We start from the raw sequence: 21,017 nt of genomic DNA, 5'->3' as shown, positions 1-21,017 counted from the left end.
GGCCCGGTCCTGCATTCGCGCGAAGCGCCCTCCTCCCGGGACCGGGCTGTGCAGGTTGCCACCTTGGTCCGAGGCTGCCTGCGACCCATCGGCCTGCTGGCGACGCGGCGGCTGGTTACTCGGCCGCCGAGGCTTCCCGCGCGCCCGTGAGGAAGTCGCGCACCAGGGGCCCGGCCGTCTGCGAGCCGCCCTGTCCGTCCTCGACGAAGGCGACGACGGCGAGGTCCTCCTGCGCCGCGATCACCCAGGCGTGCGCGTTCTGCTCGGCGTCGTACTCGGCCGTGCCGCTCTTGCCGATCACAGCCGCCCCCGGGACCGACTGCAGGTCGGTCAGTGTGCCGCGCTCCACCGTCCCCGCCATCATCGCCGCGAGCGTCCCGGCCTCCTCGTCGGTCAGCGCGGACTCGGCCGGCGCCGCAGACGACGACGAGTCCGACGCCGACGACGAGTCCGACTCCGATGGCGGGGTCGACTCCGCCGGCGATCCCGTTGCCGACGCGGCGCCCTCGGGCGCCGGATCGACGACCAGCCGCGGCTGGACGGTGCCGCCGGCGACGACCGAGGCCATGACCGTCGCCATGCCCAGCGGGGACGACTGGACGACGCCCTGGCCGATCCCGTTGGCGCCCAGCTCCGTGCCCGTGGAGTCGGCGGCGACCGAGCCGAGGAAGGCCTCCAGCCCCGTGGCGGCCTCCGCCGTCAGGCCGAGGGCGGCGGCGGCCTCGGCGAGGGCCGGTGCGCCGAGATCGCCGGCGGCCTGGATGAAGACCGTGTTGCAGGACTGGGCGAGCGCCTCCGCCAGGGTGATGGTCCCGAGGGAGGACTCCGGGTAGCCGTCGTAGTTCTTGAAGGACCGGCCGTCGACCGTGATGGTCTCGGGGCACTGGACCTCGGTCTCCGGGGTGGCGCCGTCGCGCAGCATCGCGAGGGCGGTGACCACCTTGAAGGTGGAGCCTGGCGCGTACCGGCCCAGTAGGGCGGTGTTGTAGCCGTTGTCCTCGGGGCCGGAGGCGGCGGCGAGGACAGCGCCGTCGGACGGGCGGACGGCGACGATGGAGGCCGGCGAGGCGGAGTCGGCGATCAGCGAGTCGGCGAGGGCCTGGAGGTCCCGGTCGAGCGTGGTCTCCACATCCGCTCCGGGGGCGGGCTCGGCCGAGAAGAGCTCGGCGACCGGCTCTCCCTCCGCGGAGTAGCGGGAGACCGTCAGTCCGGCGGTCCCGGCGAGTGTGGCGTCGTAGGCCGACTGCAGACCGGAGAGGCCCACCTGGTCCCCGGCGCTGACGCGGCCGTCGGACGCCTCGATGATCTCCGCCGTCGCCTGGCCCACGGAACCGAGCAGGGGGCGGGCGAAGGTGCGGGTCGGGGCCAGCGGCAGGGTGTCCGGGTTGGCGGCGGCGCCCGGGATGGCCGCGATCTCGGCGTCGGTGGCCGTCCGCGTCTCGTCGTCGCGCAGCACGATCGCCTCGACCCAGGCGCGCTCGCCGGCGGCCGCTACCCGCTCGGCGTACGCGTCCGGGTCGACGCCGACCAGCTCGGCCAGCGCCCGGGCCGACGACTCCCACGTGTCGGCCTCGGCGCGGGTCTTGTCGATGCCCACCCGGACCACGGGCCGCTCGGTCACGAGGACGTCGCCGCCGGCACCGAGGATCTCCCCGCGCGGGGCCGGTTCGTAGGAGACAGCGAGCGACTCTCCCGCGGCGAGGTCTGGCGCCAGCAGTGCGGGATCGAAGCGCAGCTGCCACCGGTCGGACTCCTCGTCGAGCTCCCACGTGGCCCGGGTCTCGTAGGTGAAGTCGTTGTCGGTCTCGTCCATGTCCCAGACGGTGCGGATCGTACCCGTCGCCGTGGCAGGGCCGTCGCCCTCGGCGGAGTCCTCGTCGACGGCGACGGAGACGAGCGAGTGGTCGCGGTCCACCGCCTCCAGCGATCCGTACGCCGTCGTCAGGGTCTCGGTCGCCGCGGCAGGCTCGACCCCCGTCATCGGCACGGCCGAAAGATCGCCGGCGTCGAGGGCCTCCACCAGCGCCTCGGCGGCCGGACGGGGATCCGGCGGCGCCGGACTGCACGCGGCCAGGGACGCCCCGGCGAGGCTCAGGACAGAGACGAGGCCGAGGCCGCGGAGGAGTGGACGCATGGCGCCATTATGTTGGCCGGGACGGGGTTGCGCAATCAGCGGGGCTTAAGGAGGGGCGGTGCGTGGGAGAATTGCGGGGCAAGTGCTAATACAGCCGGCGCCGGCGGACATCGCCCGGGGCGCCAGGCGAACCACTTAAGAAACGGGACACTCACCTCATGGCCTCAGCCACTCCTCGCTCCACTGCGCCCCAGCGCACCGCCCACGCGGCGTTCGCCTCGGCCGGCAGCCCCTACTTCGCCACCGTGCTCGCGCTGATGGCGGTCGTCGTCGTCCTGTCCAACATCGGCGCCACCAAGGGCGTGACCTTCGGGCCGATCGTCACCGACGGCGGCTTCTTCCTCTTCCCGATGGCCTACATCCTCGGCGACGTGGTATCCGAGGTGTACGGGTTCAAGGCCGCGCGCCGGGCGATCGTCACAACCTTCGCGCTCTCCGCCTTCACCAGCCTGTGCTTCTGGGTCATCATCGCCCTGCCCGGCGCCGAGTGGTACGAGGGGCAGGAGGCGCTCGCCGCGACGCTGGGCCCGGTGTGGCAGATCGTGGCCGCGTCGCTGCTCGGCTTCGCCGCCGGCCAGACGCTCAACTCGTGGGTGTTGGTGCGGATGAAGGAGCGCTTCGGGGAGCGTGGACTCGTCGCCCGGCTCATCGGCTCCACGGGTGTCGGCGAGTTCGCCGACACCTTGATCTTCTGCTCCATCGCCGCTGGGGTCATCGGCATCACGGACGCGGGCACCTTCGTGAACTACGTGGTGGTCGGATTCCTCTACAAGACGGCCGTGGAGGTCATCCTCGTCCCGGTCACCTCCGCCGTGATCGCCTGGTTCAAGCGCCGCGAGCCCACCTACGCGGCCTGACCTCCGGCGCCGAGGAAGCGCTCAGGCCGCGGCGCTCAGTCGGCTTGCTGGCCGCGGGGGCCGTCGGCGCGGGGACGGCCGCTCTGCAGTCCGCCGCGACCGTACAGGAGCGGAAGCGTCGTGAAGAGAACCTTGAACGCGCTGCCGGCGTCGGGAGCGGGCAGCTCCTCCGGCAGCAGGAGCGAGCCGCAGTAGCCCAGGACCAGCACGGCGGTGGAGAGCATCAGCCACAGCGTCAGGCGTCCGCGCAGCGTCTCCGGCAGCAGCGGTCGACGCGCGAGGGGCTCCATGCTTCCGACTCTAACCAACGGCGGGGGCGACGGTGAAAGCACGCGGCGCCGCTGAACCGCGGCTCTCTGGCTCTGTGGCACGGGCGGTCCCGGGGGCGGGACGGGCGGACGGACGACGACGGCGGCACCCACGCGGGTGCCGCCGTCGTCGTGCGCCGAGGGCGCGGACCGGGCGAGCCTGGCCCGGGAGAGCCCGGTCCGGGAGAGCCCGGCCGGGTCGGCGGTCGGCGCGGCCGGCCGTGGGTCTCCCGACGCCCGCCTATCCGGTGTTCTGCAGGCCGGCCGCGACGCCCTTGAGCGTCAGCAGGAGCAGGTCGCGCTGGTCGTCGAGCTCGGCGTCGTCCAGACTCCCGGCGTCCTCCGAGCGCAGGGTGCGCAGCGCCCGCAGCTGCAGCAGCGAGAGCGCGTCGACATAGGGGTTGCGCAACTCGACGGCGCGGCCGAGGACGCGGTGGTCCTGCAGCAGCCGGTCCTGCTCTGTGATCGCCAGGACCCACTTGGTGGTCAGGTCCAGCTCCTCCAGCACCAGGGCGGCGAGATCGTCGCGGTCGCCGAGCGCGAGGTAGCGCTCGGCGATGCGCCGGTCCGTCTTCGCCAGCGACATCTCGATGTTGTCGATCAGTGCGCGGAACAGCGGCCACTCCGCGTACGCGGAGCGCAGCAGGTCCGTGTCCCCGACGGCCTCCAGTGCCGAGCCCAGGCCGTACCAGCCGGTCAGGTTGATGCGGGCCTGACTCCACGCGAAGTTCCACGGGATGGCACGCAGGTCCTCGAGCGACTCCACGGAGAGACCGCGCTTGGCCGGGCGCGAGCCGATGGCCAGCAGGCCCACCTCGTCCTGCGGCGTGACCTGCGCGAACCAGGGCGCGAAGCCGTCGGCGCCGACGAGCCCGTCGAACCGCTCCCGCGAGACGGCGTCCATGCGCGCGGCCAGATCGGCGAAGCGCTCCGCGGCACGCGCGTTGCGCTGCTCGGTCGACGGCGCCGAGGCCATCAGCGTGGCCGCGGCGACCTGCTCGATGTGCCGCAGCGCGATCTCCGGGTGGCCGTAGCGCGCCGAGATGACCTCGCCCTGCTCGGTGACCTTGAACCGCAGGTCCACCGAGTGCGGGGGCTGGGCGAGGATCGCCCGGTTGGCCGGTCCGCCGCCGCGGCCCAGGGCGCCGCCGCGGCCGTGGAACTGGGTGAGGAGGATGCCGTGCCGCTGCGCCCAGGCGGCGATCCTCTCCTGCGCCTCGTACAGTGCCAGCGTCGCGGCCACCGGCCCCACGTCCTTGGCGGAGTCCGAGTAGCCGAGCATGATCTCCAGCCGGCGCCCCGTCGCCTCGAGCCGGCGCTGCACGGCCGGGATCTCCAGCATCTCCTCGAGGATCCGCGGTGCGTTCTGCAGGTCCTGGTAGGTCTCGAACAGCGGGACCACGTCCAGGACCGGGGCGTCCTCGGCGGATCCGAGCGCGTGCTCGGCCAGCGTGTAGACATCGGCGAGGTTCTGGGCCGACGTCGTGAAGGAGACGATGTACCGACGGGCGGCGTCCACGCCGTAGCGCTGCTGGACGGCGGCGATCGCGCGGAACGTCTCCAGCACCTCCTCGCCCGGGACGGCCATCCGCTCCACCGACTCCGGGTCCGCGAGCCACTGCAGGGTCTGCGAGTGGACCTTGGAGTGCTGGCGAACCTCCAGCTCGGCCAGGTGGAAGCCGAACGTCTCCACCTGCCAGATCAGCTCCTGCAGCTCACCGTACGCGGCGCGGACGTCCCCGGCCGCGGCGAGCGAGTCCTGCACCACGGCGAGGTCGGCGAGGAGCTCGTCCGGGCGCGCGTAGGACAGGTCGGCGTCGCGGGCCCGGGTCGCGTCCAGCCTGCCGGCCACGGCCAGCAGCACCTGCCGGTGCGGCTCGTTGGGGGAGTGCGCGGCCGCGGCGTCGGTGAGCTCGTCGGAGAGCTGGCGCTGCCGGTTCCACAGGGCCGTCAGCTCGGCGGAGGCCGTCGCGAACCGCTCGTCCGGCGTCAGGGCCGTGCCGACGCGGCGGGTGCGCTCGGCGAGCTCGGCGAGCACCCGGTCGGCGGCCTGCCCGACGGCGGCGCGCGTGACCTGGGCCGTCACGTTCGGGTTGCCGTCGCGATCGCCGCCGATCCAGGACCCCAGCCGGATGAACGACGGCGCCAGGGGCGGCCGGGTGCCGCGTGCCTCGCCCTGGAGCCAGTCGTCCATGCGGCGGTAGGCCGCGGCGAAGACGCTGGAGAAGGACGAGTCGAAGACGGCCAGGGCGTTGCGGACCTCGTCCAGCGGGGAGGGGCTGGCCACGCGCAGCTGCGCGGTGCGCCAGAGATTGTCGATCTCGGCGAGCAGCCGGCGCGTGGTCCGGTCGCGGGCACCGGCCCCGAGTCGCGGGTCGTTGCGCTCGTCCAGGAGGTCGCCGATCCGGCGGATGGACGCGGAGACCGCGTTGCGGCGTGCCTCGGTGGGATGCGCCGTGAGCACCGGGTGGAAGCGGAGCTCGCGCAGCCGGCGCTCGGCCTCGTCCCGGCCGACCTCGCCGGCCAGGTGCGTGAAGGCCGCGGCCACCGACTCGGAGGGCTCCTGCTCCTCCAGCGGGACCTGCCCGTCGCGGGCCCGCAGCGCGCGGATCCGCTGCTGCTCCTCGGCGAGGTTGGCCAGCAGGAAGTAGCAGGTGAAGGCCCGGGCGACCTCCTCGGCCCGCTCGGTGGTGAAGGACTCGACGAGCTCCTCGGCGGACCGCAGGGCCTCGCCGTCGGGATCGCCGAGCGCCTCGATGGTCAGGCCGCGGAGCCGCTCGACGTCGTCGAGCAGACCGTCGGCGCCGTACTCGGTGAGCACCTGGCCCAGCAAGCCGACGAGCAGGCCGACGTCGTGGCGCATCGCCTCGGGGATCTCGTGGGAGGCGACCGCGCGGGCCGCGGCCTCCGCCGTCGCACCGTCCGCGGCACCGTCCGCGGTACCGTCCGCCGCGCCGATCACGACGTCGTCCGCGGCCCCGTTCCGGGGCTCCTGCGCGGCCTGGTTCCGGGCGCTGTGAAGTGTTCTCTCGTGGGGCATGAATCTCCTCGATCACGCCGCGGGATCGCCGCGGCAGTCGGACTTCACGCGACCCCGTCGTCACGTCAGATGGCTCACACGGTACCAACGTGGCGCGGATCCCGCCTGTCGGCGGCGTCATAGAACGGTGCGACGGCGGCCCCGGCGCAGTGCCGGGCGCACCGGTCCGCGGCGTCCGTCGGCGGGCTCCCGGCGTGGCCCGCGGGCGGTCCGGCCCCGCCGCCGGCGGGCCGGCTACAGCCCCTGCGGGTCGCCCGTGCCGGCGTAGTAGTCCGCGAGGACGCGCTCCTTGAGCTCGTCGAACGTCCCGTCCTCGATCGCCTGGCGCGCGGCGTCCACCAGGCCCACCACGAACCGCTCGTTGTGGATGGAGATGAGGGTGTGGCTGAGCATCTCCTTGGCCTTGAAGAGGTGGTGGATGTAGGCGCGGGTGTAGTGGGTGCACGTGTAGCAGTCGCAGCCCTCCTGCAGCGGGGTGAAGTCGGTCCGGTAGCGCCGGCCGGAGAGGTTGAACCGGCCGTGCGGGGTGTAGAAGGCCGAGTTGCGCGCCACCCGCGTGGGGGAGACGCAGTCGAACGTGTCGGCGCCGTTCTCGATGGCTGTGAAGACGTCGTCGGGCTCGGAGATGCCCAGCAGGTGCCGGGGCCGGTCCTCGGGCAGCTCCTCGGCGCACCAGCCGATGATCGTCCCGAGGTTCTCCTTCTCCAGCGCGCCGCCGATGCCGTACCCGTCGAACGGCATCGCGCCGAGGTCGCGGCACGCCGTGCGCCGCAGGTCCTCGTACTGGGCACCCTGGATGACGCCGAACAGGGCCTGGTAGTCCTTGCCCACGCGGGCGTCGGTGAGCCGGAAGTGCTCGCGGATGCACCGCTCCGCCCACCGGCGCGTGCGCTCGAGGGACTCCACCTGGTAGCCGCGCGAGTTGTGCAGCGTGGTCAGCTCGTCGAACGCGAACATGATGTCCGCCCCGAGCTGGTGCTGGACGCCCATCGACACCTCGGGTGTGAACCGGTGGACGTCGCCGTTGAGGTGGGACTTGAACCAGACGCCGTCGTCGTCCACGTTGGCCAGGCGCTCCTTGCCGGGCGCGACGGCGTCGTCCCCTCCGGAGGAGTCGGCGGCCTTCATGTCGATCACCTTCTTGAACCCGGAGCCCAGGCTCATCACCTGGAAGCCGCCGGAGTCGGTGAACGTGGGGCCGGACCAGTTCATGAACCGTCCGAGGCCGCCGGCGGCGTCGACGACGTCGGCGCCCGGCTGCAGGTACAGGTGGTACGCGTTGGCCAGCACGGCCTGTCCGCCGAGGTCCGAGACGGCCTCCGGCGTGACCGCCTTGACGGTCGCCTTGGTGCCCACGACGACGAACGCGGGGGTGGCGATCTCGCCGTGCGGGGTGCGGATGACGCCGGTGCGGCCGCGGCCGTTCGGCAGCCGGGTGCCCACCGTGAAGCCGAACTCGGACTGCCGGGGGTGCGACGGCGGCACGTCCGGGGCGGACGCGGGCGCGGCCGCCCGGGTGGCGGGGGCGGCAGCGGAGTCGGTCACGGAGGTCTCTGGCACGGTCATGCCTCCAAGTCTGCCGCATCGATGCGGGTAGAAAGGGAGGCATGAGCGATCCCCTGCACTGGCGCCAGCTCTTCCGCCTCGGTCCCGCGCGGGAGGACCACTGGCTCGGGCTGCGCTGCGGGCTGGGCATCTTCCTGCCGCTGTTCGTGCTGCTCCAGCTGGACCGCCTAGACCTCTCCCTGTTCGTCGTGTTCGCCGCCTTCACGGGGATCTACGGCCGGGTGGTGGGGCACCGGCCGCGCCTGGTGCGCCAGGGGCAGGTGGGCGCCTACATGCTGCTCCTCATCCTCGCGGCGGCCCTGGCGGGGTGGTATCTGGTCGAGCCCGTCTCGCAGCTGCACGGGCAGAGGGCGGGCATCTGGGTCGCCGTCGGGCTGACGTCCGTGGTGTCCGTGATCACGTCGGTCATCGCCGGGCTGAACCGGATCCGGCCCGCCGGATCGCTCTTCCAGGTCTTCGCGTTCGCGGCGATCTCCTCGCTGCCGGCCGGGGCCGCGGCGCCGCTGCCGATCGGCGAGGGGATGCTCACCGCCGGCCTGACCGTGCTGCTCTCGCTGCTGCTCGGGCAGGCCGGCCGGCTGCTGCCGCACCGGCGCACGCCGTGGCGGCCGGTCCAGCAGGCCCCGCTGGACCCTGAGGCGCGTCGGCGGGTGTGGCGGGACGCGGTGGGCTACTTCGTCGCGCCGGCCGGCGCCGGCATCGTCGCGACCCTCTTGATGCCGGTGCTGGGGACCGAGTTCAGCTACTGGGCGATGGTCGCCGCCGTCGTGCCCCTGGTGGGGCAGTCCACGCGGCAGCGCGTCGCCCGCGGTGTGCACCGTGTGGCCGGGACGCTCGCCGGACTGCTGCTGACGGCCGGGATCGCGGCGCTGAGCCCCCACCCGGTGGCCACGCTGCTGCTGATGGGGCTGCTGCAGTTCGCCGCGGAGATGTTCATCCTCCGCAACTACTTCTTCGCGCAGGCGTTCGTGACGCCGCTGGCGATCCTGGGCATCTCGCTGACCCACGGCCTGGACACCGCGCTGCTGTACGACCGGCTGGTCGAGACCGTCATCGGCTCCGCCGTCGGTCTGGCGGTGGTGGTCGCGCCGCGGCTGCTCGGCAGGGCCCGCGGCCGCGCACGGACCCGGCGCCGATAGGGATCGCGTGCGGATCCGCCGTGGCTAGAAGATGCCGTCGGGTCCCAGCCGGAACGGGCGGAACCAGAGGAAGCCGTAGCGCTCCAGGGCGACCGGGACCCGCCGGTCGTCCTCGACCGTGAGCTTGCGGATGCGGTGGCGGTGCTCGCCGGCGTCGATCGGCTCCTTCGCATCGTTCCCGGCCGATCCGACGTCGACCAGGATCTCCAGCTCGTCACCGGGCTCGGCATCGGGGATCAGCACCCGCGTCTCGACCGGCTCGGCGGAGAAGTTGTGCACCGCGGCCACGAAGTCCTGGCCGTCGAGTGCGGCCCGATGCGCCAGGACGGCGGTCTCCGGCTGCTCCAGCAACTCGGTGGAGCCCCAGCCGAGGACCACGGACCGGCGCCGCGCCGCGGCCAGGCGGCGGATGAAGTTGAACAGCGAGGTCGAGTCCGCGGCGGCGTCGTGCGCGTTGATGTTCTCCGGGCCGAAGTCGCCGCCGACCACGGGCGCGACCAGCTCCTCCGGCGCGGCCTCGGAGAACCCGCCCGACGCGTCCGGGGCCCACTGCATCGGCGAACGGACCGCCTGCCGGCCCTCGGCGTCGATGTCCTCGCCCATCCCCAGCTCCTCGCCGTAGAAGAGGGCCGGTGTCCCCGGCAGGGAGAACATGAGCGAGTACACCATCCTGATCCGCTGCTGGTCGCCCTCGAGCATCGGCGGCAGCCGGCGGCGGATGCCGCGCCCGAAGGCGCGGTGGCGCTCCTCGGGAGCGAACGCGGCGAAGACCTCCTCGCGTTCGGCCTCCCCGAGCTGGTCCAGGGCCAGCTCGTCGTGGTTGCGCACGAAGGTCACCCACTGGTTGACGTCGTCGATCGGCGGCCGGGTGCGCAGCGCGGCCGCCAGCGGGCCGGCCTCGCCGCGCGCCAGCGAGAGGTACAGGTTCTGCATCGCGACGAAGTCGAAGATCAGGTCCAGCTCCACCGCCGGGGGCGTGCCGAAGAGCGTCTCCTGCTCCCGGTAGGGGAGGTTGACCTCGCCGAGCAGGATCGCGTCCGTGGAGCGGCGGCGCATGAAGGCGTGCACCTCGCCGAGGTAGCCGTGCGGATCCGTCAATCCGTCGTTCTCGATCTGGTCGTGCAACCCCACGGTGAGCAGTTGCGGGACGGCGTCCACCCGGAAGCCGTCGAGCCCCAGCTGCAGCCAGAAACCGATGATCTTCGCGATCTCGTTGCGCACCCGCCGGTTGGAGACATTGAGGTCCGGCTGGTGCTTGTAGAAGCGGTGCAGGTACCACTTGCCGGCCTTCTTGCTCTTGGACCAGATGCTCTTCTGCTCGCCGTGGAAGATGACCAGGTCGGAGGTGTCCGGCGGCTCCGTGTCCCGCCACACGTAGAAGTCGTGCTCCGGGCTCTCCGGGTCCTCCTGCGCCCGCTGGAACCACGGGTGCTGGTCGGAGGTGTGGTTCAGCACCAGGTCCGCGATGACGCGGATCCCCCGGTCGTGGGCGGTCCGGACCAGGGCCACCAGGTCCCCGAGGCTCCCCAGCCGCGGATCGACGTTGTAGAAGTCCGTGATGTCGTAGCCGTCGTCCCGCCCGGGTGTCGGGTAGAAGGGCATGAGCCACAGGCAGGTCACCCCGAGCTCGGCCAGGTAGTCGATGCGGCGGGTCAGTCCGGCGAGGTCGCCCACGCCGTCGCCGTTCGAGTCCAGGAAGCTCTCGACGTCGACGCAGTAGATCAGTCCGGTCTTCCACCACAGATCCGACGTGTCGGTGCCCTTCATCGCGCTCCTCCCGCCCCGGGGCCCTCGCCGACCGGGGCCGGCACGCCGTCGTCGGCGACGTGCGGCAGCACGTCCCGGCCGAAGGCCTCGATGAAGGGGCGCTGGTCCTGCCCCACGTGGTGCAGGTAGATCTCCTCGAACCCGAGGGCCGCGTACTCGCGCAGCCGCTCGACGTGCTCGCCGGTCTCGGAGGAGACGACGACGGCGCCGCGCACATCCTCGGGGCGGACCGCCTGCGTGGCGGCCTCGAAGTGCTCCGGGGTCGGCAGGTCCCAGGTGGCCGGCGGCGAGATGACGTTCGTGGTCCACTGGTCCACGGCGATCGACTCGGCCTCGGCGTCGGTTTCCGCCCAGCTGAGGTGGATCTGGAGGACCAGTGGGCCCCGGCCCCCGGCGCCGCGGTAGGCCTCGACGACGCGGCGCAGGGTCTCGACCGGCTGGTTGAGCGTGATCAGGCCGTCGGCCCAGCGCGCCGCCCACGCGGCGCTCTCCGGCGAGACGGCCGGCGCGAGCAGCGGGGGCGGGACGTCGGGTCGGTCCCAGAGCCGCATCCCCTCCAGTCTGGCCAGCGGGTCGCGGTTCGTGACCGTCTCCCCGGCGAGCAGGCGCCGCAGGTCCTCCACGGTGGAGTCGACGCGGCGGCGCCGCTCGTCCTTCGGCGGCCACGGCTCCCCGGTGACGGACTCGTTGACGTACTCCCCGGTGCCCACGGCGGCCCAGAAGCGGCCCGGGAACATGGCCGCCAGGGTGCCGACCTGGTGCGCGAAGGTGGCCGCCGGGTACCGGTGGCCGGGGGCGGTCACCACGCCGAGACGCAGCTGCGTGCTCGCCAGCGCCGCCCCGAGCCAGGCCCAGGCGTTCCCCGAATGCCCCTGCGCCCGCCCCCACGGATTCAGGTGGTCCGAGCACAGGGCGGCGCCGAATCCGGCCCGCTCCGCCCGCTGGACATCCTCCAGCAGCTGCCGGGGGCCGATCTGCTCGTGCGAGGCGTGGAATCCGAGGAGGACCATGTCTGCTCCGTGTCGTCTGTTCGGGGTCGTCTGCTGCGGGTCTTCTGCTTCCGTCCCGGGGCACCGCGCGGTGCCGGGCCGGTGCCGGCGCGAGCGCCCTGTGCGCTCACCCTAGCGACCCGGCACGACGAACGGTCAAGGGCTCCCGGAGGTTGTCAGGGAGTTCCCATGCGGGCTCCTCTTCACCGCGCGCCGGACCGGTGCCATGATGCGGGCATGGGACATCACGGAAACGAAGCAGAGCACGGATCAGGCGAGGCAGCGGAGGACACCGGCCAGGTGCCGGCCACCGACCTCGGAGGCAGCGACCTGGCCGATACGGAGGACGCCTCCCGCAGCGGGGCCGGTGCGCAGCACGCCGAGGACGCGAATCCGGATCCGGGGCAGCAGCGCGACGCCGGACTGGAGGACGGCGGAGGGGTCAGCCCCGGGGAGACGCCGCCGGCGAGCGGACAGATGAGCGGCGACCAGGGACACGACGAGTAACGACCAGGGACACGACGAGTAACGCGGACGGCGGGTCCGGAGGAGCAGTCCGGCCTGCTGCGCGCAGGTCGGACGGGTTCCCGGGTCGGCCCGTGCCGCCGAGCCCGGGCTGGTTCAGGAGGCGCTCCAGCCCTGCTGCTCGCCGGGGGTGCCGAGCGCCCTGAGCTCGTGGTGGATGCGACGGCGGAGCTCCGCCGCGTCCAGTGTGCGGGACCCGCCGTGGGCCAGCAGATACAGCAGGGTGCCGAGGCGCTGGAGGCGCCAGCGGCGCTCGGTCTCCGGGTCGCGGGCGGCGACGGCCCGGTGGATCTCCCGGTCGAACAGGTTGGGCTCGTCCAGCTGGCGCTGCCGCAGCTCGGCGGTCAGCTTCGCCTGGACCGGGTCCTGCTCCTCGTGGTCCGTCTGGCGCAGGACCGCGGAGTACCGCTCCGCGGCGTCGAGGTCGCCGCCGTCGTAGGCGAGGAAGGCGGCCAGCGCGAGGGCGGCCTCCACCGACTTCCAGCGCCCGAAGTTCCCGTCGAACGGGATCTCCGTCAGGATGTCCAGCAGCCGCCAGGCGCTGGCGCGGTCGTCGCGGTCGACCACCAGGTGCTGCGTCAGCGCGTACAGGTCCTCCAGATGCGCGCCCGCCTTGAGATTCACGCCGCGCGCCAGCTTGCCGATGCGCTCGACCATCCCGGGGTCCTCGGCGTAATGCTCCGCGATCGAGAGCAGCACCGCCTCGGGGGACTCCGCCTCCACCGGCAGGGCCTGCAGGTCCTCGTAGGTCAGCGACGGCGTCGGCGTGGCCGTGTGGACGCGGATCGACGAGCCGTACGCGATGGTGGCCTTCTGGCCGCTGGCCAGCGTCGCCTCCACGAGCGCCGGGGTGCCGAAGCTGTCCGGGAGGACGCGCAGGGACGAGACCGGGGCGCTGGGGGAGCCGTGGCGGGTGATGAACCGGTCGCCGGGGCGGACCTGCTCGGCCCGGACGCTCCGGACGTAGACGGGGTCTTCCGGCTGCGGGGTCTGCACGGGGCCTTCCTCTTCCTCTCGGGTCGGGTGGGCGGCGGGCGCTACTCGCACCAGCCGACGTGCGCGAGGGCCTGCCGGATGATGTTGGCGCGGCCGCCGGGCAGCTCGGAGCAGACCTCGGCGCTCAGGGCGTCGGACGGGCTCATCCAGTTCAGCTCCAGCGCGTCCTGCCGGGGGTTGCACTCGCCGCGGACGGGCACCACGTAGCAGAGGGCGATCGCGTGCTGGCGGTCGTCCGTCAGGCCGGTCTCCGACGGCGACGGGAAGTACTCCGCCACGGTGAACGGGGCGGGCGACGGCGGCAACTGCGGCATCGCGAGTGGGCCGAGGTCCTGCTCGATGTGCCGGATGAGGGCCGCGCGCACGGTCTCCCGGTACATCACCCGCCCGGAGACGAAGGCGAACCGGAAGCGGGCGTCGGCGTCCGCCGTGTAGAGGAGGCCGACCTCCGAGACGTAGCCCAGCGGGTCCACGCGGACCGGGATGGCCTCGACGTAGGCGATCGGCAGCCGCTGGCGCGCCTCGTGCAGGTCCTCCTCGGACAGCCACCCGGGGTAGGGGTCTGGTGTGCGAACGCTCATACCTCATGTTTAGCGCACTCGACGGCCCGGGGCACGGAGGCGGCCGGGCGATCCGCTCCGCGCCGACCGGGGGCGTCGACCGGATCCGTCGCGGCCGTCCGCTGGTGCACCACGGTTTCCTGTGGCAGACTTACTGATTGAGAAGAATCAATCAGATGAGATCCTGCTCTCATTGCCCCCGGTAACTCAATCGACGGGGGTAAGCTGTGGAGGCTCTCCCGGGACCCGATCACCGGCCGCCGGCCCGGGCGCCCCGACCCGGAAGTCGCGGTCATCCGTCGACACACCCGCAGCCCCGCTCGTCGCACCGTCCCGTCGCCACCGCGCCGGGGCGCGAACGGCGTCGTACGTTAAGGACCCCCAGTGCAGAATTCCGCCGCCACCTCCGAGCGCCGCCCGGACCGACTCGATCCGCGCGCACGCACCACGATCCTGACGCTGCTGATCGCGGCGTTCGTCGTGATCCTCAACGAGACCATCATGAACGTCGCCCTCCCGCGTCTGCAGGTGGCGTTCGACGTCAGCGAGTCCACGGTCCAGTGGCTCGCCACCGCCTTCCTGCTGACCATGTCCGTGGTGATCCCCACCACCGGCTACCTGCTGCGCCGCTTCGCCATCCGCACCGTCTTCATCCTGGCGATGGTGCTCTTCTCCGCGGGGACGCTCCTCGCCGCGATGGCGCCGGTCTTCGGCGTCCTGCTGGCCGCCCGCGTCATCCAGGCGTGCGGCACGGCGATCATGATGCCGCTGCTGATGACCACGATCCTGGACATCGTCCCGCCGCAGAAGCGCGGCGCCATGATGGGCAACGTGTCGATCGTGATCTCCGTGGCCCCCGCCATCGGTCCCACGATCTCCGGCCTGATCCTCCAGTTCCTCGAGTGGCGCTGGATCTTCCTGCTGGTGCTGCCGGTCGCCCTGGCCGCCCTCGTCATCGGCGCGCGGCTGCTCGGCGGCGAGGCCGAGGAGGCCAAGCCGCTCTCGGTCCCCTCGCTGCTGCTGGCCGCGCCGGGCTTCGGCCTGCTCGTGTACGGGCTGAGCACGCTCGGCGGCGGTCACGGGGCGGCGGCCGGCTCGGCCTCCGGTCCGGACACGACGCCGTTCGTCGCCATCGGCGTGGCCCTGGTCCTGCTGGCCTGCTTCACGCTGCTGCAGCTCCGGCTCCAGCGCGAGAACCGCGCCCTGCTGGACCTGCGGCCCTTCACCTACCGCCCGTTCACGCTTGCCCTGGCGCTGATGGTCATGGCGATGGTCTCCCTGTTCGGCATCATCATCCTGCTGCCGCTCTTCCTGCAGAACGTCCGCGGCCTGGACCCGCTGGGCACCGGGCTGCTCCTGCTGCCGGGCGGTCTGCTGATGGGTCTGCTGGCGCCCGTCGTCGGTCGCCTGTACGACAGGGTGGGGCCGCGCCCGCTCATGGTGCCGGGCGGCGTCGTCCTGGTCGCCGTCCTCCTCGGCTACACGCAGCTGACCGAGACCACTCCGGTCTGGATGATGGTCGTGGCGCACCTGCTCATGTCCCTGAGCTTCGCCCTGCTGTTCACGCCGGCCTTCACCACCGGGCTGAACCCGCTGCCGCACCACCTGCACTCGCACGGATCCGCCGTGCTCAGCACGCTGCAGCAGCTCGGCGGCGCGGCCGGGACGGCCCTGCTGGTCGGGATCATGGCCAGCGGGACCGCGGGTGCGGCTGCCGACGGGCTCGGCCCGGTGCAGGCCCAGGTCGAGGGCTACCAGCAGGGCTTCCTCGCCGCGGCGGTCTTCGCCGTGCTGGTCCTGATCCTGTCCTGCTTCATGCGCAAGTCGGTCTTCGCCGACGAGCCGGCGGCCGAGCACGCGCCCGCGGCCCACTGACGGGCCGGACGGCCGGCTGCGTCGACCGAACGACGAGAGCCGGTGCGCTCCCCGCCGCGATGGCGGGGGAGCGCACCGGCTTTCGCTGCTTCCCGTCGGCGGTCGGCGGGGCCTCCGCCAGCCGAGCCGACGGCGCAGCGGCACGTCAGGGGTGGCTCACCAGTGTCCGCGCCAGAGGGGCGTCGCGCGTGGGTTCTCCTCGGCCGGGACGCCGAGCTCGCGAGCGGCCACGGCTGCCCAGTGCGGGTTCTCCAGGGCCGCCCGGGCGACCGCGACGCCGTCGGCCTGACCGGTCACGAGCACGTGCTCGGCCTGCACGCCGGTGGTGATCAGCCCGACGGCGGTCACGAACGAGTCCGTGCCCTCCAGTCCGGCCTTCACCGCCGCGGCGAGCGCGGTCTGGTAGCCGGGGGCCGACCTCGGACCCGAGTAGCGGCCGATGCCGGCGGAGGAGACGTCGAACGCCGTGGCGCCGAGCTCGCGCAGCTCCCCGGCCAGGCGCACCGTCTCCGCCAGGGTCCAGCCGTCGTCGGTCCAGTCCGTGCCGGAGAAGCGCACCGCGAGCGGCTTGTGCGCCGGCCACGCATCGCGCACGGCCTCGACGATCCGCTTCACCAGGCGCGTGCGGTTCTCGTAGGAACCGCCGTACTCGTCGGTCCGCGTGTTGACCAGCGGCGAGAGGAACTGGTGGAGGAGGTAGCCGTGGGCGGCGTGGATCTGCACGACGTCGAAGCCGGCCTCGTCGGCGCGGCGGGCGGCGGCGGCCCAATCGGCGATCAGCTGCTCGATCTCCTCCCCGGTCAGCTCCCGCGCCGGGGCGAGCCCGAACGCGTCCGAGACCGAGGAGGAGACGGTCGGCCAGCCGCCGTCGTCCTCCGGGACCGTGGACTCGGAGAGGCCCGGCAGCATCGGCTGTGTGGAGGCCTTCGCGCCGGCATGGGCCAACTGGATTCCCGGGACCGAGCCGTTGGCCCGGATCAGGTCCGTGATGCGCCGCCAGGCGCGGGTCTGCTCGTCGTTCCAGAGGCCGGTGTCCCGCGGGGAGATCCGCCCCTCGGGCGTCACCGCGCTCGCCTCGGCGATCACCAGGCCGAACCCGCCGGCGGCCAGCGCGCCGAGGTGGGACAGGTGCCAATCGGTGGGGACGCCGTCCTCGGCGTCCACGGAGTATTGGCACATCGGTGCGACGACGGCGCGGTTGCGCAGCGCCAGGCCGTCGCCGTCGGGGGTAGACAGGGTCACGGGGCTGAAGAGTGTGCTCACACTCAGGCCGAACCCACCCCGCGCGGCCGCTATTCCCCGGTGTGGCGGGCGCCACCCTCGGCGGTGGCGGTCCCGCCCGTGGGGTCCACGCCGGTGGCCGGCCCACCGGTGGTGCTCCCGTCCGTGGGGTTCCCGCCGGTGGCCGGCCCACCGGTGGTGCTCACGCCCGTGGGGTTCCCGCCGGTCGCGAACCCGCCCGTGGGGGCGGGGCGCTCCGAGCGCTCGCCGGCATTGACGGCGATCTCGAGCCGGTTGCCCTCCGGCGGGCGGGGGCAGACCGCGAACTGGGAGAATGCGAACGGGTAGAAGAGCGTGCGGTTGAAGTCGAGGGTCACGGTCCCGTCGGGACCGGGGGCCGGGACCGTCACGAAGCGCCACTCCGGGGTGGTGTCCCCGTTGGAGGCGTCGTGGAAGGCGATGGCGAGCGACCCGTCCGGGTTCTGCTCGGCGGCCAGCCGGTGCGGGAACGCCGCCGGCATCTCGAAGACGACCTCGCCCGCGAGCACCTTGTCCAGGCGGGTGTCCGGCCGGTAGGTGCCGACCTCCACGGGCCGGGGCTCCGGGTAGGCCTCGAACCGACCGGGCACCACCCACGCGGGGTTGTAGTCGAACGTGGGGACGCCGTCGAACGCGTCCAGCTGGGGGCTCCGGCGCGCATGCGTGCGGACCATGTAGCGACCGCCGCGCACGCCCAGCTCCACCACGGTGTCCTGACCCGTGACGTCGCGGGTGCGCAGCCAGTCGACGGACTCGCCCTCGGCGAGTGCACGGGTCAGCGGGGCGGTCACCGGCGCGTCGTCGTCGCATCCGAGGACCTCTGCGCCGTCGGGCTCGAAGACCGCGCCGTCGGGGCCCGCGCCGAAGCGCCCGGGGACCAGCTCCACGGGCGCCGGGGCGGAGGGCAGCCACTGGTAGCTGGTCAGCGTGAGCCAGCCGAACTCGGCGGCCAGCGACTCCTCGCGCAGCATGCGCCACTGCTGCCAGGCGGTGCGCGCGGGGGAGGGGGAGGGCAGGGTGGAATCCTGTGCCGTTGCATCCTGAGCCATGGTTCCAGCCTACGCCCGGGGACCCCGACGACGGTCCGCCCACGTCAGCGCGCCGGCCAGCGCGGCGGCGATCGCCGCGCCGAGGACCAGCGACGCCAGTGTGGCGGCCCACGTCGGCCAGCCGGTGACCGACTGCGTGAGATGCCCCAGCAGCATCATCCAGGCCGCCCAGATCCCGGAGCCGGCGGCGGCCAGCACGGCGAAGGGGCGCGGCCCGACGCCCGCGAGGCCCGCGGCGGCGACCGAGGCGGTCCGCCCGCCGGAGACGAAGCGCAGGCCGAGCAGTGACGCGTAGGTGGCGTCGCGGCCGAGCCGGTTCATGACCGCCACGGTGTTGCGGTGGACCCAGCGCCCCGCCCGGAACCGGTCCAGCCACCGGGTGAGGCCGCGCCGGAAGACCCAGTAGAGCCCGAGGTCCCCGGCGAGGCATCCGGCCGCGGCGGCCAGCCAGGCCCAGAGGGCCGAGACCCGGCCGTCGGCGGCCAGCGGGCCGGAGCCGAGCACCAGCAGCTCGGCGGGGAGGGGCGGGAAGGCGGCATCGAGCGCCACGAGTACGAACGTGGCTAGGTGGTACCAGAGGCCGCCGCCGTCGAGCCCGAGGGGACCCGTCCCGGGTTCGATCACGCGGGCGGGCCGGCGGGTGCCTCGGCGACGGGCGCCTCCGCGAGCCGGAGGCCCGACTCGAAGCGGCGGCGGTTCCCCGTCACCGGGTCGGGGAACTCGATGCTGCGCGCCAGCAGCTGCAGCGGGCGATCGTAGTCGTCCGGGGCCTTGTCCAGCAGGTCCGGGTAGAAGACGTCGTTGAGGATGCCCAGGCCCAGCGACGCCATGTGCACGCGCAGCTGGTGCGTCTTCCCCGTGTGCGGCGTGAGCCGGAAGTGCGCGACGGGCAGACCCGCCCGGTGGCCCCCGCTGGCGCCGGTCGCGAGCAGCTCGACGGCGGACTCGGCATTCGCCGGCCCGTCCTCGAGCCGCACCCGCAGCTCCCCCTTGGTCTTCCGGATGCGGCTGCGCACCACGACTGGAAATTCGCGGAAGTCCCCGAGATCACGGGGGTTCCCGAGATCGCGGAAGTCCCCGAGGCCGCGGAAGCCCCCGAGGTCGTGGAGGTCCACGGAATCGTCCCCGCCGCGCAGGCCGTCGCCCCGTACCCCGGCGGGGAGCGCGCTGACGCACTCGTACTCCTTGCGCACGGTGCGCCGCTCGAACATGGTCTGGTAGGCCCCGCGCGTCTCGGCGCGGACGGAGAAGAGGATCACGCCCGCCGTCGCCCGGTCCAGGCGGTGGATGGGCGTCAGCTCGGGCAGGCCGAGCCGGTTGCGCAGCCGCACCAGCGCGGACTCCTGCAGGAACCCGCCCCCGGGCGTCGTGGGCAGGAAGTGCGGCTTGTCCACCACCAGCAGGTCCCGGTCCTGAGCCAGGACGCGCTCCTCGAACGGGATCGGCGTCTCCGGGGGGAGGGTCCGGTAGTACCAGACGAAATCGTGGGCCCCCAGCGGCGTGGCCCGGGACAGGGGAGCGCCGTCGCGCGCGACGACCTCGCCGTCGTCGAACCGCTGCGCGATCTCGCCGGGGTCGATGTGGCCGAAGCGGGCGACCAGGTGCTCCAGCACGGTGGCCTGGCCCGCGCGGGGTGCCTCGGGGAGCCGGAGCCGGGTTGCGCCGACGCCGTTCCGGACGGGGAGGGGAGACTTCATGGCCACCGTTCCAGTGTCCCATGGGCGCAGCGCCCCGCGGGCGCGGTGCTCCACGGGCGTGGGGGCCCGTGGGGAGGGGTGGTCGACGCGGGGGGAGCCCCGCGGAGACGGGACGACGGCGGCCGGGCGGCTAGACGGCTTCGCCCTCCTCGGCCCCCTCGTTGAGCTGGCGCCGCTGCCGCGCCCGCCGGCTGTAGGTGGCCTCGCGGATGTCCGCGTCGCTGTCGAAGTTGGAGCCGAGCGAGCCGGCCATCGTGCCCAGCGACGCGGCGAGCCAGGACAGGGTGGCGTAGTCGCCGACGTCGACGGGGTGCTCCAGCTGGGACTCCAGGTATCCGGAGTCGACGATCGTGATGGAGCCGGCGAACAGCACCGTGAAGAGGACCGCGTACATGAACCCCACGGAGAGGACCACCGTGACCAGGGTCGCGGCGTTGTCCAGCGCGGCCTGGTTCGACGCCGAGCCCACGCCCACCCGTGCCGTGCCGGACTGCTCGATGCTCGCCCGCCGCGTCCAGAGGCCGTTGCGCACGATCAGCCAGACGCTCAGCGTCAGGACGGCCACGATGCTGATGAGGAACAGCCGGCGGGCGGGCAGCGCATCGGACATGTTCCAGATGCTCGTGTAGAAGATGCCGAAGGCGCCGGCCGCGGCGGCGGTGGCGATGCAGGTCGAGAGCGCCGTGAGCAGCCGGCCCGGACGGTTGTTCCGGACCATGCCGGCGAGCAGACGCAGCCGGCTCACGGGGGAGTCGAGGGTGACGAAGACACGGCCGTCGTCGTCCTCGTGGTGGGCGGTGCGCACCCCGGGGGTCCGGATGTTCGACTCCCGGCGCTCCTCCTCCGGCGCCTGCCGCTCGTGCAGGGTGAGCGAGAGGTCCGTGAGCAGGGTGCGCAGGCGCGCGGTGAGGCGCCACAGGCCGAGCGCCGGCAGCGAGAGCAGGGCGGCGTTCGTCTCGTTCTCGAGCTCGTAGGCCAGCGGCTGTCCGTCGTAGGTGCGCGGCAGGTCGGTGACGTAGATGATGTAGTCCCAGCCCCGTTCGGAGAGCAGCGCCGAGGAGCGCTCCATGAGCGGGATGTCCCCGTCGTCGTTCAGGGGCAGGGCGCCGCGCTCGACGACGACGGTCCACCCCTCGCCGTCGTACGCGGCCAGGTTCTTCTCGACGACGCCGTGGACCTGACGGGAGATGATCTCCGGCAGGCCGGGGTCGGCCATCACTCCCACGGTGGGCATCTCTCGGCTCCTCGTTTCTCC

The 21,017-nt window shown here is 73.1% G+C and carries 17 protein-coding genes; 4 read left to right on the top strand and 13 right to left on the bottom strand.

All coding sequences use genetic code 11. The features are described from left to right. Nucleotides 1-115: 115 nt before the first annotated feature. Nucleotides 116-2,134 carry a penicillin-binding transpeptidase domain-containing protein gene (locus RIN46_RS00365; protein ID WP_309080772.1) on the bottom strand — a complete coding sequence of 673 codons (2,019 nt, stop codon included), beginning with the start codon at nucleotides 2,132-2,134 and terminating at the stop codon, nucleotides 116-118. Between the two features lie 158 nt (nucleotides 2,135-2,292). Between RIN46_RS00365 and RIN46_RS00360 the strand changes: the two genes are divergently transcribed. Then, on the top strand, nucleotides 2,293-2,991 hold the full coding sequence (locus RIN46_RS00360; protein WP_309080773.1) for a queuosine precursor transporter: 699 nt from the start codon (nucleotides 2,293-2,295) through the stop codon (nucleotides 2,989-2,991). Between the two features lie 35 nt (nucleotides 2,992-3,026). Here the strand turns inward: RIN46_RS00360 and RIN46_RS00355 are convergent, their stop codons facing one another. The 3 genes from RIN46_RS00355 to tgt all read right to left on the bottom strand — a co-directional run bounded on the left by RIN46_RS00355 (nucleotide 3,027) and on the right by tgt (nucleotide 7,905). Then, a complete protein-coding gene (locus RIN46_RS00355) occupies nucleotides 3,027-3,281 on the bottom strand; it encodes a hypothetical protein (RefSeq protein WP_309080774.1) in 255 nt (84 codons plus the stop codon). A 259-nt stretch (nucleotides 3,282-3,540) separates the two neighbouring features. Continuing rightward, a complete protein-coding gene (locus RIN46_RS00350; RefSeq protein ID WP_309080845.1) occupies nucleotides 3,541-6,162 on the bottom strand; it encodes a phosphoenolpyruvate carboxylase in 2,622 nt (873 codons plus the stop codon). A 411-nt stretch (nucleotides 6,163-6,573) separates the two neighbouring features. After that, on the bottom strand, nucleotides 6,574-7,905 hold the full coding sequence (gene tgt / locus RIN46_RS00345) for a tRNA guanosine(34) transglycosylase Tgt (RefSeq protein WP_309080775.1): 1,332 nt from the start codon (nucleotides 7,903-7,905) through the stop codon (nucleotides 6,574-6,576). Between the two features lie 41 nt (nucleotides 7,906-7,946). Here tgt and RIN46_RS00340 point away from each other — a divergent pair, with 41 nt between their 5' ends. After that, nucleotides 7,947-9,044 carry an FUSC family protein gene (locus tag RIN46_RS00340; protein ID WP_309080776.1) on the top strand — a complete coding sequence of 366 codons (1,098 nt, stop codon included), beginning with the start codon at nucleotides 7,947-7,949 and terminating at the stop codon, nucleotides 9,042-9,044. Between the two features lie 24 nt (nucleotides 9,045-9,068). On the opposite strand, the gene RIN46_RS00335 is transcribed toward RIN46_RS00340, so the two are convergent. Further along, nucleotides 9,069-10,811, bottom strand: coding sequence for an alpha-amylase family protein (locus RIN46_RS00335; protein WP_309080777.1), 1,743 nt, complete (start codon nucleotides 10,809-10,811; stop codon nucleotides 9,069-9,071). After that, the gene (locus tag RIN46_RS00330; RefSeq protein WP_309080778.1) at nucleotides 10,808-11,821 is read right to left on the bottom strand and encodes a TIGR03885 family FMN-dependent LLM class oxidoreductase; all 1,014 of its coding nucleotides are present in this window, start codon (nucleotides 11,819-11,821) and stop codon (nucleotides 10,808-10,810) included. The genes RIN46_RS00335 and RIN46_RS00330 overlap by 4 nt, the downstream gene beginning before the upstream one ends. A gap of 216 nt (nucleotides 11,822-12,037) precedes the next feature. On the opposite strand from RIN46_RS00330, the gene RIN46_RS00325 reads away from it, so the two are divergent. Continuing rightward, entirely contained in the window at nucleotides 12,038-12,307 is a 270-nt protein-coding gene (locus RIN46_RS00325; RefSeq protein WP_309080779.1) for a DUF6480 family protein, read from the top strand. A 114-nt stretch (nucleotides 12,308-12,421) separates the two neighbouring features. Here the strand turns inward: RIN46_RS00325 and RIN46_RS00320 are convergent, their stop codons facing one another. Continuing rightward, nucleotides 12,422-13,321, bottom strand: coding sequence for a DUF6707 family protein (locus RIN46_RS00320; protein WP_309080780.1), 900 nt, complete (start codon nucleotides 13,319-13,321; stop codon nucleotides 12,422-12,424). Nucleotides 13,322-13,362: 41 nt separating this feature from the next. After that, the gene (locus tag RIN46_RS00315; RefSeq protein WP_309080781.1) at nucleotides 13,363-13,902 is read right to left on the bottom strand and encodes an NUDIX hydrolase family protein; all 540 of its coding nucleotides are present in this window, start codon (nucleotides 13,900-13,902) and stop codon (nucleotides 13,363-13,365) included. Nucleotides 13,903-14,265: 363 nt separating this feature from the next. Between RIN46_RS00315 and RIN46_RS00310 the strand changes: the two genes are divergently transcribed. Beyond that, nucleotides 14,266-15,756, top strand: a complete 1,491-nt coding sequence (locus RIN46_RS00310) for an MDR family MFS transporter (protein WP_309080782.1) — start codon at nucleotides 14,266-14,268, stop codon at nucleotides 15,754-15,756. Between the two features lie 156 nt (nucleotides 15,757-15,912). Here the strand turns inward: RIN46_RS00310 and RIN46_RS00305 are convergent, their stop codons facing one another. The 5 genes from RIN46_RS00305 to RIN46_RS00285 all read right to left on the bottom strand — a co-directional run bounded on the left by RIN46_RS00305 (nucleotide 15,913) and on the right by RIN46_RS00285 (nucleotide 20,996). After that, complete coding sequence (locus RIN46_RS00305) at nucleotides 15,913-16,998, bottom strand: NADH:flavin oxidoreductase/NADH oxidase (RefSeq protein WP_309080783.1); 1,086 nt, start codon at nucleotides 16,996-16,998, stop codon at nucleotides 15,913-15,915. A gap of 50 nt (nucleotides 16,999-17,048) precedes the next feature. Next, nucleotides 17,049-18,065, bottom strand: coding sequence for a DUF1684 domain-containing protein (locus tag RIN46_RS00300; RefSeq protein WP_309080784.1), 1,017 nt, complete (start codon nucleotides 18,063-18,065; stop codon nucleotides 17,049-17,051). 9 nt (nucleotides 18,066-18,074) lie between these two features. Beyond that, complete coding sequence (locus RIN46_RS00295; protein ID WP_309080785.1) at nucleotides 18,075-18,689, bottom strand: VTT domain-containing protein; 615 nt, start codon at nucleotides 18,687-18,689, stop codon at nucleotides 18,075-18,077. Next, complete coding sequence (locus RIN46_RS00290) at nucleotides 18,686-19,762, bottom strand: pseudouridine synthase (RefSeq protein ID WP_309080786.1); 1,077 nt, start codon at nucleotides 19,760-19,762, stop codon at nucleotides 18,686-18,688. The genes RIN46_RS00295 and RIN46_RS00290 overlap by 4 nt, the downstream gene beginning before the upstream one ends. 130 nt (nucleotides 19,763-19,892) lie before the next feature. Continuing rightward, nucleotides 19,893-20,996, bottom strand: a complete 1,104-nt coding sequence (locus tag RIN46_RS00285) for a hypothetical protein (protein WP_309080787.1) — start codon at nucleotides 20,994-20,996, stop codon at nucleotides 19,893-19,895. Between the last annotated feature and the right edge of the window lie 21 nt (nucleotides 20,997-21,017).

This window comes from Zhihengliuella sp., from assembly GCF_031178195.1.
Classification (GTDB): domain Bacteria; phylum Actinomycetota; class Actinomycetes; order Actinomycetales; family Micrococcaceae; genus Zhihengliuella.
The sequence above is the reverse complement of the archived record's forward strand: the minus strand, read 5'-3'. Positions and strand labels throughout refer to the sequence as shown.

Excerpts from the sequence above, each read along its gene's own strand:
- RIN46_RS00350 (WP_309080845.1), bottom strand. The coding sequence starts at position 6,162 with ATGCGCCACGACGTCGGCCTGCTCGTCGGCTTGCTGGGCCAGGTGCTC.
- RIN46_RS00335 (WP_309080777.1), bottom strand. The coding sequence starts at position 10,811 with ATGAAGGGCACCGACACGTCGGATCTGTGGTGGAAGACCGGACTGATC.
- RIN46_RS00325 (WP_309080779.1), top strand. The coding sequence starts at position 12,038 with ATGGGACATCACGGAAACGAAGCAGAGCACGGATCAGGCGAGGCAGCG.
- RIN46_RS00330 (WP_309080778.1), bottom strand. The coding sequence starts at position 11,821 with ATGGTCCTCCTCGGATTCCACGCCTCGCACGAGCAGATCGGCCCCCGG.
- RIN46_RS00360 (WP_309080773.1), top strand. The coding sequence starts at position 2,293 with ATGGCCTCAGCCACTCCTCGCTCCACTGCGCCCCAGCGCACCGCCCAC.
- RIN46_RS00340 (WP_309080776.1), top strand. The coding sequence starts at position 7,947 with ATGAGCGATCCCCTGCACTGGCGCCAGCTCTTCCGCCTCGGTCCCGCG.
- RIN46_RS00300 (WP_309080784.1), bottom strand. The coding sequence starts at position 18,065 with ATGGCTCAGGATGCAACGGCACAGGATTCCACCCTGCCCTCCCCCTCC.
- RIN46_RS00355 (WP_309080774.1), bottom strand. The coding sequence starts at position 3,281 with ATGGAGCCCCTCGCGCGTCGACCGCTGCTGCCGGAGACGCTGCGCGGA.
- RIN46_RS00290 (WP_309080786.1), bottom strand. The coding sequence starts at position 19,762 with ATGAAGTCTCCCCTCCCCGTCCGGAACGGCGTCGGCGCAACCCGGCTC.
- RIN46_RS00285 (WP_309080787.1), bottom strand. The coding sequence starts at position 20,996 with ATGCCCACCGTGGGAGTGATGGCCGACCCCGGCCTGCCGGAGATCATC.
- RIN46_RS00315 (WP_309080781.1), bottom strand. The coding sequence starts at position 13,902 with ATGAGCGTTCGCACACCAGACCCCTACCCCGGGTGGCTGTCCGAGGAG.
- tgt (WP_309080775.1), bottom strand. The coding sequence starts at position 7,905 with ATGACCGTGCCAGAGACCTCCGTGACCGACTCCGCTGCCGCCCCCGCC.
- RIN46_RS00365 (WP_309080772.1), bottom strand. The coding sequence starts at position 2,134 with ATGCGTCCACTCCTCCGCGGCCTCGGCCTCGTCTCTGTCCTGAGCCTC.